This is a genomic window from Parahaliea mediterranea (assembly GCF_003402235.1).
GTDB lineage: Bacteria > Pseudomonadota > Gammaproteobacteria > Pseudomonadales > Halieaceae > Parahaliea > Parahaliea mediterranea.
Window position 1 is genome coordinate 147459 of sequence record NZ_QEWO01000002.1, and the last position, 14070, is coordinate 161528.

General features: G+C 56.5%; 13 protein-coding genes. 2 read left to right on the forward strand and 11 right to left on the reverse strand.

Annotated elements, in window-relative coordinates; translation table 11 throughout:
• Positions 1–22 precede the first annotated feature (22 nt).
• The 6 genes from DDZ17_RS06260 to tsaB all read right to left on the reverse strand — a co-directional run bounded on the left by DDZ17_RS06260 (position 23) and on the right by tsaB (position 5764).
• A complete protein-coding gene (locus tag DDZ17_RS06260) occupies positions 23–1039 on the reverse strand; it encodes a tryptophan--tRNA ligase (RefSeq protein WP_116365128.1) in 1017 nt (338 codons plus the stop codon).
• A gap of 31 nt (positions 1040–1070) precedes the next feature.
• Complete coding sequence (locus DDZ17_RS06265) at positions 1071–2204, reverse strand: tRNA-queuosine alpha-mannosyltransferase domain-containing protein (protein WP_116365129.1); 1134 nt, start codon at positions 2202–2204, stop codon at positions 1071–1073.
• Positions 2205–2211: 7 nt separating this feature from the next.
• Positions 2212–3531 (reverse strand): M18 family aminopeptidase, encoded by a 1320-nt coding sequence (locus tag DDZ17_RS06270; protein ID WP_116365130.1) that lies wholly within the window; start codon positions 3529–3531, stop codon positions 2212–2214.
• A 67-nt stretch (positions 3532–3598) separates the two neighbouring features.
• Positions 3599–4186 carry a TetR/AcrR family transcriptional regulator gene (locus DDZ17_RS06275; RefSeq protein ID WP_116365131.1) on the reverse strand — a complete coding sequence of 196 codons (588 nt, stop codon included), beginning with the start codon at positions 4184–4186 and terminating at the stop codon, positions 3599–3601.
• Between the two features lie 82 nt (positions 4187–4268).
• A complete protein-coding gene (locus DDZ17_RS06280) occupies positions 4269–5057 on the reverse strand; it encodes an undecaprenyl-diphosphate phosphatase (RefSeq protein ID WP_116366123.1) in 789 nt (262 codons plus the stop codon).
• Positions 5057–5764: a tRNA (adenosine(37)-N6)-threonylcarbamoyltransferase complex dimerization subunit type 1 TsaB gene (gene tsaB / locus DDZ17_RS06285; RefSeq protein ID WP_157976488.1), complete on the reverse strand. Its 708-nt coding sequence runs from the start codon at positions 5762–5764 to the stop codon at positions 5057–5059. The genes DDZ17_RS06280 and tsaB overlap by 1 nt, the downstream gene beginning before the upstream one ends.
• 36 nt (positions 5765–5800) lie before the next feature.
• Between tsaB and mobA the strand changes: the two genes are divergently transcribed.
• The gene (mobA, locus tag DDZ17_RS06290) at positions 5801–6466 is read left to right on the forward strand and encodes a molybdenum cofactor guanylyltransferase MobA (protein WP_116365133.1); all 666 of its coding nucleotides are present in this window, start codon (positions 5801–5803) and stop codon (positions 6464–6466) included.
• A gap of 67 nt (positions 6467–6533) precedes the next feature.
• Here mobA and DDZ17_RS06295 read toward each other — a convergent pair whose 3' ends face one another.
• Positions 6534–7316, reverse strand: a complete 783-nt coding sequence (locus tag DDZ17_RS06295; protein WP_157976490.1) for a hypothetical protein — start codon at positions 7314–7316, stop codon at positions 6534–6536.
• 1596 nt (positions 7317–8912) lie between these two features.
• Between DDZ17_RS06295 and DDZ17_RS22285 the strand changes: the two genes are divergently transcribed.
• Positions 8913–9386 carry a hypothetical protein gene (locus DDZ17_RS22285; RefSeq protein ID WP_157976491.1) on the forward strand — a complete coding sequence of 158 codons (474 nt, stop codon included), beginning with the start codon at positions 8913–8915 and terminating at the stop codon, positions 9384–9386.
• A gap of 441 nt (positions 9387–9827) precedes the next feature.
• Here DDZ17_RS22285 and DDZ17_RS22290 read toward each other — a convergent pair whose 3' ends face one another.
• The 4 genes from DDZ17_RS22290 to DDZ17_RS06315 all read right to left on the reverse strand — a co-directional run bounded on the left by DDZ17_RS22290 (position 9828) and on the right by DDZ17_RS06315 (position 13005).
• A complete protein-coding gene (locus tag DDZ17_RS22290) occupies positions 9828–10250 on the reverse strand; it encodes a hypothetical protein (protein WP_157976492.1) in 423 nt (140 codons plus the stop codon).
• 1 nt (position 10251) lies between these two features.
• Positions 10252–10644: a hypothetical protein gene (locus DDZ17_RS22295; RefSeq protein WP_157976493.1), complete on the reverse strand. Its 393-nt coding sequence runs from the start codon at positions 10642–10644 to the stop codon at positions 10252–10254.
• The gene (locus DDZ17_RS06310; protein WP_116365137.1) at positions 10637–11263 is read right to left on the reverse strand and encodes a hypothetical protein; all 627 of its coding nucleotides are present in this window, start codon (positions 11261–11263) and stop codon (positions 10637–10639) included. Before DDZ17_RS06310 ends, DDZ17_RS22295 begins: the two co-directional genes overlap by 8 nt.
• Positions 11264–12285: 1022 nt before the next feature.
• Entirely contained in the window at positions 12286–13005 is a 720-nt protein-coding gene (locus tag DDZ17_RS06315) for a hypothetical protein (protein WP_116365138.1), read from the reverse strand.
• Positions 13006–14070: the final 1065 nt, after the last annotated feature.

The following is a 14070-nucleotide window of genomic DNA, read 5'->3' on the forward strand; positions in this document are numbered from 1 at the left end:
ATCAAGACGCGCTTAAAGCGCCTCAGGCCATCCGGCGAATGCCCACCGCCTCGCGCACACTGGCCAGCAGGGGCACGCTGTGCTCGCGGGCCTTCTCGGCCCCGCGCTGCAGCACCGATTCGATATAGGCCGGGTCCTGCAGCAGGCGGTTGTACTCCTCCCGGGCGGGCGCCAGTTCGCCGTTCACCAGCTCAAACAGCTGTTTTTTGGCTTCGCCCCAGGCAATTCCGTTCTCAAACTCACGGCGCATGCGCGCGGTTTCGTCGGGGCTGGCAAAGGCGCTCCACACCTGAAACACCGTGGAATCGTCCGGGTCTTTCGGCTCGCCGGGCTCCAGCAGGTTGGTCTTGATTTTGTTGATGTGCTTCTTGAGCTGCTTTTCCGGCAGGAACAGGGGGATGGTATTGCCGTAGCTCTTGCTCATCTTGCGCCCGTCCAGGCCCTGCAGCACGGCTACGTTATCGTCCACCACCGCCTCCGGCAGGGTGAACAACTCGGCATAGTTGTGATTAAAACGCTGGGCGATATCCCGGGCCATTTCCAGATGCTGGATCTGGTCGCGCCCCACCGGCACCCGGTGGGCGTTAAACAACAGAATGTCCGCCGCCATCAGCACCGGGTAGTTGAACAGCCCCATGGTGATGCCAAAGTCCGGGTCTTCGCCGGCCGCTTCGTTGTCCTGCACCGCCGCCTTGTAGGCGTGGGCGCGGTTCATCAGGCCCTTGGCGGTGTTGCAGGTGAGAATCCAGGTCAGCTCCTGCACTTCCGGGATATCGGACTGGCGGTAGAACACCGCCTGTTCGGTATCCAGGCCCAGGGCCAGCCAGGTGGCGGCAATCTCGCGGCTGGACTCGGCCACATGGTCCGGGTCCTGGCATTTGATCAGGGCGTGGTAGTCCGCCAGAAAGAAAAAGGACTCCATACTGGTGTCCCGGGACGCGGCGATCGCCGGGCGAATGGCGCCGACATAGTTGCCCAGGTGGGGCGTGCCGGTGGTGGTGATGCCCGTGAGGACGCGCTGTTTTGCGGCTTGGCTCATACGGCTGGCTCGGCTGTAAAAGGCGGCAATTCTAGCGGGATTCCCCGCCTCCGGCCAGCGCGCCCAGGGCCTGACGCCAGCGCGGCGCCAGCGCTGCCAGGCTGTGCCCGGCCACCGATGGCGGCTGCACGGTGCCGCGTCGCAAGGCGCTGGCCAGGGCCATCACCCGGTCGGCGGCGCCTGTGGCCTCGCGCGCCGGCTCATCCGGATGCGACGGATAGAGAAACGGCGCCGGATACAGCTCCGGGTAGGCCAGGCGCCGGGGCAGCACCGGCAGGCAACCGCGCTCCACCGCCTCCATCACCGCCAGCCCCTGAAATTCATGCAGGGCGGTGGCCAGCACAATATCCGCCTGGGCCAGCAACTGCTGGTAATCCGCCACCGCCTCCAGCCAGCCCAGTTGCACCAGCCGCGCACCCAGCGTGCGCTGGATGCGGCTGAACACCTCGGGCACCTGGCGAAACTGCTGGCCGACAATGGCCAGCTCAAAATCCAGCCCGCGCGCCAGCAGCACCGTCAGCAGGGCCTCCAGCCCCTCCCCGCCCTTGTCGTATTCCAGCCGCGCGGGCCACAGCAGCCGCAGGGGACGCTCGTTCACCGCGCCCTGCCCGCGCCAGGGGCAAAAGGTTGACGGGGCGTTCTCGCCAGGCAGCAGCGGCACCGGCAGCACCGCGCTTTTGTCCGCCAGCAGCGCCACCGCTTCGGGTGGGGCGTAGTCCGGCAGCCGTTTCAGCAGCGCGGTTACGCCGGCAAGGAAGCTGTCCCGGTTCCAGGCGCTGTTAAAGGCCAGTTGATCGGCAGCCAGGGCGCTGTACAGGCTGACCATCTGCGCCTCCAGCAGGCCGTGGCGAGCGCGCCCGGGCGGGTAGGCAAACTGGTTCTCGTGGAAGTACAGCAGGCTGGGGATACGCGCCAGTGCCGGCACCAGGCCGCGCAATGTAGCCAGGTCCACCATGGAGGTGGCAATCAGCCGGTCGGCCCCGGCCTCCAGGGTGTGGCGTTCGCGCAGGGCCCAGTGCAGGGGGTTGCCCCGCACGCGCCAGCTAAAATGGCGCGGCGGCAGGCCCAGGCAGGTCCACTGCCAGTCGGGCAGCATGCCGCGTAGGCCGCGCTGCCAGTAGCGGTGGCTGGGGGCGTCGTAGGCAGAAAGCAGCAGTGCCCGCAAGGCTGGCTCAGCCGGTGAACAGGGGGCCGACGTGATTGTAGAAGCGACGCAGCACGCGGCTTAAGTCCCAGGCGTCCCGACTGCCGGCCAGTTCGCGTATGGAATGCATACCAAAGGTGGGCACGCCGATATCGAGGGTGCGAATGCCTGTGCCCCCGGCGGTAATCGGGCCAATGGTGCTGCCGCAGGCCATGTCGGTGCGCACCACAAAGGCCTGCACCGGCACCTCCTCGGCGGCGGCCAGCAGACGGTAGAGGCCGGCGGTCTCGCTGTTGGTGGCATAGCGCTGGTTGGCGTTGATCTTGATCACCGGCCCGGCATTCAGTTTCGGGCCGTGGTTGTCGTCGTGCTTATCGGCAAAATTGGGGTGAATGCCGTGGGCGTTGTCGGCGGAGATCATCATGGAACCGTCGGTGAGCCCGGCGTAACGGGTTTCATCACCGCCCACCATCCGGCGCAGCACCGAGCGCAGCAGTGGCCCCTGGGCGCCGGCGGTGGACAGGCTGCCCACCTCCTCGTGGTCGTTGCACACCAGCAGGCTGCTCTGGCGGCCATCCGCCGCCAACAGCGCCTGCAGGCCGGTAAAGCAGCTGAGCAGGTTGTCCAGCCGGGCCGAGGCAATGAACTCGCCCGCAAGCCCCACCGGCGCAGCCACCTGGGTGTCGTAGAAGGACAGTTCGTAATCCAGCACCCGGGCCACGTCGATGCCATCGTGCTCGGCCCGCAGTTGCTCTGCCAACAGGGCGCGAAAGTCCGGCTTGTCGTCGCCCGGCAGCTGGGTGAGGATGGGCAGGATGTCGGTCTGGGGATTGACGCTGCGATGCTGGTTGACTTCCCGGTCCAGGTGAATGGCCAGGCTGGGAATAAACGCCACTGCTCGCTGGAAGTTGACCAGGGCTGATTGCATGGCGCCGGCTGCATCGGCGTAGCTTACCCGCCCGGCCAGGGACAGGTCGCGATCAAACCAGGGGTTGAGCAGCACACCGCCGTAAACCTCCACACCCAGCTGGTAGTAACCCTGGCGCACCTTCTCGGGCTGGGGTTTGACCATCAGGCAGGGGCTGTCGGTGTGGGCCCCAACCATGCGCATGCCCTGCTCCGGGCCGGCATCGCTGCCCATCACAAAGGCAACCAGGGAGCTGTCGTTGCGGGTCAGGTAGTATTTGCCGCCGGCCACCAGGGGCCAGTTATGCGCCTCCTGCAGGCGCTCAAAACCCGCCGCCTGTAACAGGGACGACATCGCCTGAACGGCATGAAAGGGGGTGACGGCGCGGGCGAGAAATTCGCACAGCGCCTGGTTGAACGCGTCGCAACTTGCCTGGGACATGACTACCTGACCTGGGGTGGGCGGGGCCGGCAGCCCCGCAAAAGCCCGCTAGGGTAGTCGGCTGCCCCTAGCGGCGCAAGTCGTTGATGGCGGCCTTCAGCAGGCTCTTTTGCACGGCGGCGCTCCACTGGCCATCGCCGGCGGCCGCGGCCACGCCAAGGCCGGAAACCAGGCAGTGCAGGGTACGCCAGGCGTTCAGTGGCGACACGCCTTTCTTCAGCTCTTTCTTCTGGGCCTGGCGCAGCAGGCGCATGGCCACCGCCTGGCGCTCGGCCTGGCGCTCGGCCAGTACTTCGGCGACGGCATCCGACTGCCCCGCCAGGGTGACAAAGGCCAGTCGCACCCGCCACTCATCCACCAGTTCATCGCTCACCGGCAACTGGGCCATCAGCCGTGCCTGCAGCGATGCCAGTCCACCGGGACCGTCATCCTCCGTCGGCAAACGGGCATCGCACTGGCCCTCGACGTAGTTCAGGGCCGCCAGCAACAGCTCGTGCTTGTCTGAGAAATAGTGTTGCACCATCCCCTTGGTGCAGCCGTGGCGGGCCGCCACGGTGCGCAGGGTTGTGTGCTCGAGTCCGGATTCAGCCACCACCTGTGCGACCGTCGCCGATAACAGTAAACGCTGTTCTTCGTGATCCACAATCTTGGGCATCGTCTGGGTCCTCCGGTGGGCCACCCTCGCTATTCAATTTGAGTGTAGCAAAGGCTATCGATGTTGCCCGTAAGATTTTTTGCTAGGCCACCCAGATGGCATATAGAAGCGCGGCAAGGGCAATGCGGTAGTAGACGAAAGGCATCAAGCCAATGCGGTCAAGCAGCCTGAGGAACAGGCCGATACAGGCATAGGCCGTGATACCTGCCACCAGGGCGGCAAAAACCAACGCTCCCCAGTCTACCGGCGCCGCCTGTTCCATCAGGTCGAGCACCTTGAGCAAGCCCGCCCCGCCAATCACCGGTATAGAAAGCAGGAATGAAAAACGGGCAGCATCATGCCGTGACAGGCCCAGCATCAGCGCCGCGGTGATGGTTACGCCAGAGCGCGACACCCCCGGGATCAGCGCCAGCGCCTGGGCCAGCCCCACTGCGATGGCAACCCCCCAACTCAGGGCGGCCCCACCGCCCCCCCTGCGGTCGGCCACCCCCAGTAGCAGGCCGAACACGAGTGTGGTGGTGGCAATCACCGGCAGGCTGCGCAGGTTGGCCTCGATAAAGTCATCCCCGGCAAAGCCAAACAGCACCGCCGGCAGGGTCGCCACCGCCAGTTGGGCCACCAGGCGGCGCTGGCCGGCGGCGTCCTGCCCCTTGCCACCCAGGCAGGCCGTGGCCATGTCGAACAGATCGCGCCGGTAAAACAGCACCACCGCCGCCAAGGTGCCCACATGCACCGCCACATCAAAAGCCAGGCCCTGATCGGGCCAGCCCAGCACCAGCGAGGGAATCACCAGATGGGCAGAGCTGGAAATCGGCAGGAACTCGGTCAGCCCCTGCAGCAGCGCCAGAATGGCGGCTTGCGTGTAATCAATCATGCGGATTTGCCCTGTTCCGACAGTTTTTTCCAGGAGATTTCATCACGGACATACACCGGGCACACCGCATCGGCGGCTTGTGTTTCGCCCCGGGCGAAGGCGGCCAGGGCAAGGGGGAACTGATCCCGCGCCCGGGGCAGCAGGTCTGGGTGACGTGCCCCAAGGCGCGCGCGCACACCCTCGGGCATGGCATCGAGATGGGCCAGGCCGCTCCCCAGGGCAACCAGTTCAGAATCGCCGCCCACGGCCAGATTCTGGGGCTTGCACACCGCCGCCGGCTGGATGGCCACAATGTGCTCGCCCTCCACCCACAACAGGCTCCAGTACAGCTCGCCAATCTGGGCGTCCAGGGTGCTAAGGAGCGTGTCGCCGCTGCTCACCCTGCCCTCCCGCAGGGCCGTGTAGGCCTGGGCGTGCAGGGTCGACACCGGCACGGCCGGCAGCTGGTTGGCAAAACACAGCCCCTGAACGGCACTGGCACATACCCGCAATCCTGTGAAAGAGCCCGGCCCTTCGCCATAGCTGATGGCGTCAATGCCCTGCTCGCGCAGCCGCCCGCTGGGCAGCAACTCGGCCAGCATGCCAAACAGGCGCTGGCTGTGTTGGCGCGGGATGACTTCGTGGTATTCGCTGATTTGGCCGGCGCATAGCAGGGCAACAGAGCAGGCGTCTGTGGATGTGTCGATTGCGAGCAGGTTCGCCATAGGGGGTGTGGTCGTGGTCAGCATGGTTCGGGGCGGGTGCCGGCCCATTGCCCGACACAATCAATTCTGGAATTATCCCACAGGCCCCGGAACGGGCGAAAGACGGGAAGAGGATTCACACTGAACAAGTTCAACCCAGAGAGCCATTGCATCACGGGCCTGCTGCTCGCCGGCGGTGCCGGGCGCCGCGTGGGCGGGCGCGACAAAGGCACCCTGATCTGGCAGGGGCGCCCCCTGGCAGAACACGTGGCCAGCCGCCTGCGGCCCCAGGTGAATGCGCTGTGGGTCAGCTGCAACCGCAATGCCCACTTCTACGCCACGATTGGCGACCGACTGTTCAAGGATCACCTGCCGGGCTTTGAAGGCCCCCTGGCCGGTATCGCTGCGGCGGCCAGTGCCATCAACAGCGAATTTTTGCTGGTCAGCGCCTGCGACACCCCTGCCCTGCCCACCGACCTTGCCCGGCGCCTGCTTGGCCCCATGAGCGATAACGCCTTGCAACTGGCCGTCGCCTTTGACGGTGAAAAGGAGCAGTACCTGGCGGCACTACTGCGCAGTGACTGCCTGGCATCGCTGCCCGCCTACCTGCAACGCGGCGAGCGCTCTGTGCGCGGCTGGTACGCAACACTGCGCCGGGAACGGGTGGACTTCTCCGACTGCCCGCAGGCCTTTGCCAACTTCAACCAGTTGGATCAGAACTGACACCCCCGCAACGAAAACCGCCGGCACGGGGCCGGCGGTAATGGGGTGAGGCTTTCGCGCTATCTTATCAGGACTTGCTTGCCGCCTTCCTCGGGGCTGCCTTGCGAGCGGCCACCTTGCGCTTGGGTGCCGCCTTGCGCGCCGCCGCCTTCTTCCTGGCGGGTGCCTTGCGAGCCGCGGCCTTTTTCTTCGCGGGCGCCTTGCGTGCAGTTGCTTTACGCTTGGGCGCAGCCTTGCTTGCTGCGGCTTTTTTGCGCTTGGGCTTGGCGGCGGCTTTTTTCTGGGCGGCCTTCTGCTTGGCAGCGGCCTTCTTCTCAATCGCCTTCAGCTCACGTTCGAGCTTTTTCTCCAGCGCCGATAGCTTCTTACCATCAGCACGGACCCGTGTTTTGCTCCAGGTGGCGGCGTACTTGGCCAGCGCCTTCGCCTTGTCGGCTTCGGTCTTAGCGGCAAGTTCTGCCTTTTTCAGTAACAGCTTTTCTTTCAGCGCCAGGCGCGACGCCTTCAGCTTGGCGTCGTCCGCCGCCTCGCTGACCCGCTTGCGCGCCGTGGCAATGCGCTCACGCACAGCCTTGACCCGGGCGGAAGCCTTGGATGATGCCAGCGCCGCACTCTTCGATGCACGCTTGTCTGCCTTTGCCTTGGCTGCCGCTACGCGTTTGCGAGCTTCCGCCAGTTTTTTCTGCTCCGTTTCCAGGCCCTTCTGCAGCTTGTCCAGCGCATCGTTCGCGCGTTTCAAAGCCGGTGTAACAGCAGGCTTGGCGGCTGCCTTCCTGCGGGGGGCTTTCCTGGCCACGGCTTTCTTCGCCGGTGCCTTACGGGAAGCTGCCTTCTTCTTAGCGGTTGCCATGTCGCAAATCTCCACGGTTGTGATACGGGTGACGCCCCAACAAAATAACAACAATCCCAAAAGCACACAACAAAATGCTCAGGCGTAATAGTCTGTAAATAAACGGGTTTGCGGCGTTATCGGCTGCTCGCCGCAAGCGCGCTGCAAGAACACGATCAACAGCAAACAATTTATAAGACCTCACAAAACACTATAAATATAGGGATTTAATACATCCGGCGTTTGCCAGGCAAAAAATTTCGCTTGCACCCTATCGCCAGAAACCGGCATAGCAACACGCCAAACGGCAAAAAAATCGTGCGAAAAAAATTTTATGCATTATTGCAGTTTTTGCCCGTACAACACCCACATCACCATACGCGCAACGCGCACATCATCACGCTCGTACTACAACAGCAACAACCCTGGCGATAAAAGCTCGCGCTGGCGAGGTGGCAATCCATTCTCCTTGCCTGCAAACCAGCGTCACGCTGTTGCCTCGCAACACGAACAACATGCCAAGTGGGAGAACGAAAAAAGGACGATTCACAGCGCGCATCGTTGCATGCGCGCGAACCTCAAATGACGAACAACCTGCTGCACCTAATCGCTGCCACGAAAAGATTGATCGACGCAGCCGATGAGTTAACACCGGTGATTTGATAAAGGGTGAAGACCGCCTTTTTCTCCTTCGCCGAAACGCAGACAACGGTGCTGGTGCCACCACATCAACCCCGACAAGATGGCAACGTCCAGCCCCGCCTCGAAGGGTCTGCGACACACCCTTAACCAGACAGAGCGCGCAGGGTTCAATACGGAGCAAACCGCTCGGTTTCGAATCGAGGATGGCTCAATGGGCTGTCAACAAACTTCCAGCCTTTCGAAGGGAGGTTAGACAAGTGGAGCTATAACGGCCGGGATCGCATTCGACATCGGACCACAGGCGGTTCGATGAGACATAAAAAAACCTCGAGCCTTTCGACTCGGGGGTTTGTTTGGTAGAGCTAAGGGCCGGGGTCGCGTTCGACATCGGGCCGCAGGCGGTTCGATGGGGCATAAAAAAACCTCGGGCCTTTCGACTCGAGGTTTAGATTGGTGGAGCTATGCGGGATCGAACCGCAGACCTCAACACTGCCAGTGTTTTTGAAAAAACTCATGTATCCATTTGTTTTTAAAGGGTTTTACTTGAATTTCTGTACACTAAAACCCGTGTACTTAGGGGTCTTAGGGGTAGTTGCGTCAACATTATGTGTGCCATCCAAGTAGAAGGCTTCGAGCCGGAATTCATGCTTTCGCCACCGCACAAATGGCCATTTTCTAACCACCCATGCCAAAAGAAAAAATTGGGGCCGGTCATATTCCAAATTCATAGCAGGAAAAGGATTTGTTCATTTTTTGATCGATAATTCTCATCTATATTTTTGTCGCCTACTTGGACTCCAATGTACCGGGGCCACTTTCGTAACCCATTTATTGTTCTGAGGAGAACCATTAGCGGACACTACTACGGCAGTCTACGTTGACGCTGAGTTACCATCCGGTCAGCGCTGTAGTGATGATCGAAATTGCTCGCAGACGCCAAAAAGTGTATACTTTGGCGACATACCGACTTCGCGATTGGATTGGTCACTGCACACCTACGAAGCTCCGTTTCTGCTATTCGTCTTCTACCCCGATCTTTGCTGGGGGAACCTTCTTCACCCTGTATCCAATACAACGGTCCTTGATCTTCCGAAGCAGGGTATCGAAACAGAACCTTTTAGGCTTCACGCACACTCTAGCCTGACTATCGAGATATCTAGTTATCTAGCATACCTCTCCAAACACCACCTATTGCTTCGTTTTAACGAGCCCGAAATCAATGGGGTCATGGAACTCGATTCTGATCCCGACATCGACGAATACGAAGAGATCGAGATTGACTATGGCATACTGTCGTTTCACCTCCCTGCCGCAGTTCAGGCCCTCACAGGGCTATCCAACGAAGTGGGCTTCAGCTTTATCGATGGGATGCTGTACTCAACAACCTACCTCGACATAGAAGTAGTTCACGGAATCGAATCCAGTACAACACGAGCTGCACAGATATGATGGAATGGGGAAACATTAAACCAGAGAACCGCATCAAAGCTTTACACCGCAGACTCGATGATCTGCTCGAAAACCCAGCCAGTAAGTTCATTCATTTTGACATTGTTGAGGGCTTCACGTTCTTGGGTTTAACCAGCTATCACTATAAGGGGAAGCTAATCAAACTAAACGACAGCAAAGATTTCAGAGTGATCTTCGAAGTCTGAGGTCTCGGTAAAGTCGTCCAGCGGTTAAAAGCGCGCGAATTGATTATTTTTTAACCAATTCAAAGGGGGGCGCACCTTCACTTTGATATCAATAAGTAAGCAAGTACCAACTTTTAAGTGCGATTAAAGCAGCCACACATCACAGGACGTACAAACCAACTTCCATCAATAAAAAAGTCTCTCGATCAATTTAAATACCGCCGAGGCCTCCAGTGAAGAGATGTACTTCTTAAATTCATGACTCACAAAAAAAACTAGATGTCCCATCAAGGAAGCAACTTCCGAAAACCACCTCAGATACCACCAAAACCACTAATAGAAGAAAAGGTATTACTCGACCCTTTATGCACCAAACAGGAAACTGCAGAAAGATATAGGCCAGAAATGAGATCAACAGGAAAGCAACCAATGTCAGAAGAGGGTCAACCCCTCCAGCACAAATAGTATCTGTTCGTTGGAACGTTTGAATAAATAAAACAACTGGCGTGGAAGTCAGTAGTGCTCGGGTTGCAGACACTGCCGCAACTTCTTTCGCTTCATCCCAATTTTCACAATTAAACTCATGCTCTTTGGCCAAAGTAGGAGCTAAAGCAATACCTAGCTTAACAAACGCACTAACAAGCATCCACCCCCATATCGATGCCCATTCAAATTCCACTCTATTTTACCTTAACTTTTTCTTTTACATTATACGTACTTGGTATCGGGTTTTGGCCCACCACATCAGTTCGCGCAACCAAGCTACACATTCCGACATCTATCGCCACCCACTCCCCCACATCTTGCGACATTCTATTGGGAAAAAAACCAACCCGGCCCCCGACCTGAAATTTTCCCGGACCAGACCCTCCATTCTTAAATCTTGACTTAGCCACCTTGGCTAATTCCGAGTTATGCGATATAACTTCACAATCGTAGGGCATGTTGCTGTGGTTCAGGCAATTGAGCAGAAGGTCTCCAGCGCTAATCGAGCTGGAATTTGATTTTTTTGTGGATTTTGGTTTAGCAACTAAACGAATCCAACCACCATTAACATTGACCCGATCACCCATATACTTGCTCACCCAAGTTGTTTTCGCTGCACAAGCCTTTCAACAGGCTTTCAGTCAATTTTCGACTTTCACTAAGCTTGTGATTTTCGTGGCTACTTGAAAGAAGATCTGAAAAATTTCGAAGTTGCGTGGAGGGGGCCATGATGGTGGCCGACGTGTACTGCTCTGTTAATCGATCGAGAATCAGCTCAACTTGAATATCACGATCTCCAATGACCATCATAATCGGCTTGGTATATCCATGTTGGTGAAAACTCCTAACAAAATCAGAAACGACTTTCTCGGAAGCGGTAGCGGAAAGGTCATGCTCGCTTATTCTTTCAAATACACTTCTCTCAGAGAAATTGTCAATAATATCCTGAGCCTCATCTTCATTTTCGTAAAGAACACTGCCAACCAAATTATCAATTTTTAGTTTTACGAATTCCCGAGCAACCCCAGCTAATACCTCCTGCCAGGATCGACTACTGTCCAACCTCCAGCCAATAACCCAGCTATCCCCTTCAATATTGCCATAGCCGACTACAACAGGCTCACCATTTAAGGTGGCGACCCTACGTCTAGGCTGCGCAGAATTCGTATCTGTTATATACTCAGTAATAAGAATCACCTCGCTCATATTACACACTCCTTACTACAGGAACCCCCAACCACAGTTAACACATAGACCACAGTCGCACAATTGACAACCCCGAAAATTCGATTTTTATCCGCCTCCCTGGAAAGACATGCGCCCTCGAGAGCGAGCCATTGATGTGAAAACGCTTCACGCCAAAATCGACCAGCTGACTCTAGAGAACGATTTTAGAAGGTGCGCACACCAAGGCGGATTTGCTGAGCGAAAAGCAATGATCGTCTGCACCTAGAGCTGCGTTTGCCGGTGCTGATATACTGCGCGACCTGATTCGTCAGGATCGCCATCAGGTAGGGCGAGGAAAAATATCCGATGAAGCTGACGGACATCGAAGCGCCCAACCCAAACCAAAGACGACACAGTGTCATCCAGCGCACCCCGTCTACCCCACTTACTCAAAATGCCTTGCCATCATCCGCCCCAACTAGACGAGGGCAATATGACCATGTCTCCTATGCACCAGATAACTTTCGTTTCTATGCGTATCGGCACATGGTTTATGAGCTACAAACCGACAAAACACCCGCTATCACACTCAATTAAATCGGCCTATGTTAGCCGATATGACAAATACTGTACGCTTCCAACATAATATGTACGCAATGGATAATTGATGCTAGAAAATGAGAACGGCAATTTTATACTGGAACGCCGGTCATCGGCTTTACAACTCGCTGTAATGCAAAAAAATTTCCAGAATTTAATTTTGGCAACTGCATAAGGTATGCCAAAATTCCGGGGAAATTGCGTCGAATGCCCACCGTCCCACGGACGGACTTGCACTTTCAAGCGTTATTTATCAAGGCTTCTGAAGCCTCAAGTTCATATCCATCTTGCTGTAAAAGTTCTTGGCGATGCCGTCCCACTTTCAGACTCGCCACGATCAATTCCCGTCAACTGCTCAGCACCCATGCTCTTGATATTATTTTTTAAGCCCACAAGCTCAGATATCGGGTAACGCGACATCGGACTGGGTCCGTTGCTGGTTTGTGTCCCGGGGGCTTCCCTTATGGGGATTCCACTTTACAGAAGCGCACCTGGGCTTTGAGCGTGCGTGTCCCGCCATGATTCGCCTGAAATATCGATTCACAGAACCAACCCCTTCGGTCCTGAGTCATTTCAGATTTCGAGATATGGTAACGACTACTGGCTACTATGACCGAAGCTGAACAACCGCCACCGGTCACTACCCAACCATCCTCACTGGGAAAAGATTCCGGAACTATTGCAGTGGCCGTCAAAGTGTCAACAGCACTCGGCTGCGTCGTTGATTCGTACACCTCGCATCTCAGCCTACGGGAGGAAGCGGTGGCCAGCTGAGCCTCAATTCTTTCCAGACGATTTTTCGCCGGCCCGTCAATCATCTCCTGAAACTCGACCCGCATATCCCCTGTGTCAGTCTTCACTTTTACGTTAGCAGGAGGAAAATACTCAGCCCTTTGCTCATAGAATTGGGTGAGCTTGCTAGAGCGTGTGCAACGCAGCGATTTCGAACGCGCCGAAAGCTCTATACTTTCCGATTCACCCAGCACCTTTCCGTCAACCTTGCACTGCATGTTGTGGGTGTCGACTCCTGTTAACAGAGCACTTCCAGAGGTCTGCGAAATTTCAATGTCAACCATCCGTTGGCTTTGATCAATTGTCGGAGTAATCTTGGTCTTTTTGTTCAGTAGGTCAATGCAGGATCGCCAGGCATCCAACCCCTTGTCGTAGAGGTTCTTAGTCATAACACGGACACGTAATGCATTCCCAGTCTTATGTTCCAGGACCTCACATAATTCCTGCGTACTAAGGTCTGACCCAGCACTGTCTTGAGAGGCTCCAATACCAAGAAAGTCGCTCAGAACAGATATCTCAAGCGCGTCAGAACTCGCTCGATTAGAGATGCCAGCAACGACACTACAGTGCCGCTCGTACATCAATGAATAATACTCGTGGTCCCCCGAATAATTCATTGTGTTGGTAATCCCATGTGACAACAATCGATTACAGGGTTCGTAGTTATCCTGAGCATGGCCGGCTGAAGGAAAGAGGTACAACGCACAAGCCGCAATAAGGCAATTCTTTGCTACAGGGCACATGGGCTTATCCTTAGTGTGATTGCACAGGATTGTATTTATGCAATTCAATTTAGTTCACATTTCTGAGGGTGGCAAGCTTTGATGTAGCGATTTCATGACAGATCGCGGGCAACCACCTTGCCCACGTAGAGATAATGTCAGGAAATCGGAAGAGATTAAGGCCTCTAAACCGCCAACAAACTTAACACATTGATTAGAAAGAAAAATAATCGTCAATTTTACCCTGTAAATCCTGATGTACATTGGCGATTTGTTAGTTTAAGGGCTCATTTTACGACCTGCAACGGACGTTTCGGGACCCAAAACCCTCTCCTAGTCAAAAATTTCTGAAAATTAGCGGTCAACTATTGTTGAAAACGACCACCGAAAAGCAACAGAATTCAAATCTTGTGATTGGTGGCATCGAGTCAAATCGAGTGTCAAAAGTGTCTGATTCCTAACATGTGAGGCTACTAGTAATGCCAAGCCTTGGCGTGGTGTGCCCCTCGACCCTCGTTGAGACTAACGCCCGCATGATGCATTGTTGACCGAATATACCCAAAAGCAAAATATCTGCTAACCTAAAAAAGAATATTACATTTCCAGAATCGAAGATCCACCTAAGTAACCCATCAATAAATTTCCAATCTTTGTGCGTCAGCGCGTATCGACGACTAGCTTAGGCTGACCAATGGAATTAGCAGGACCAATAACGTGCCAGATTATTACTGG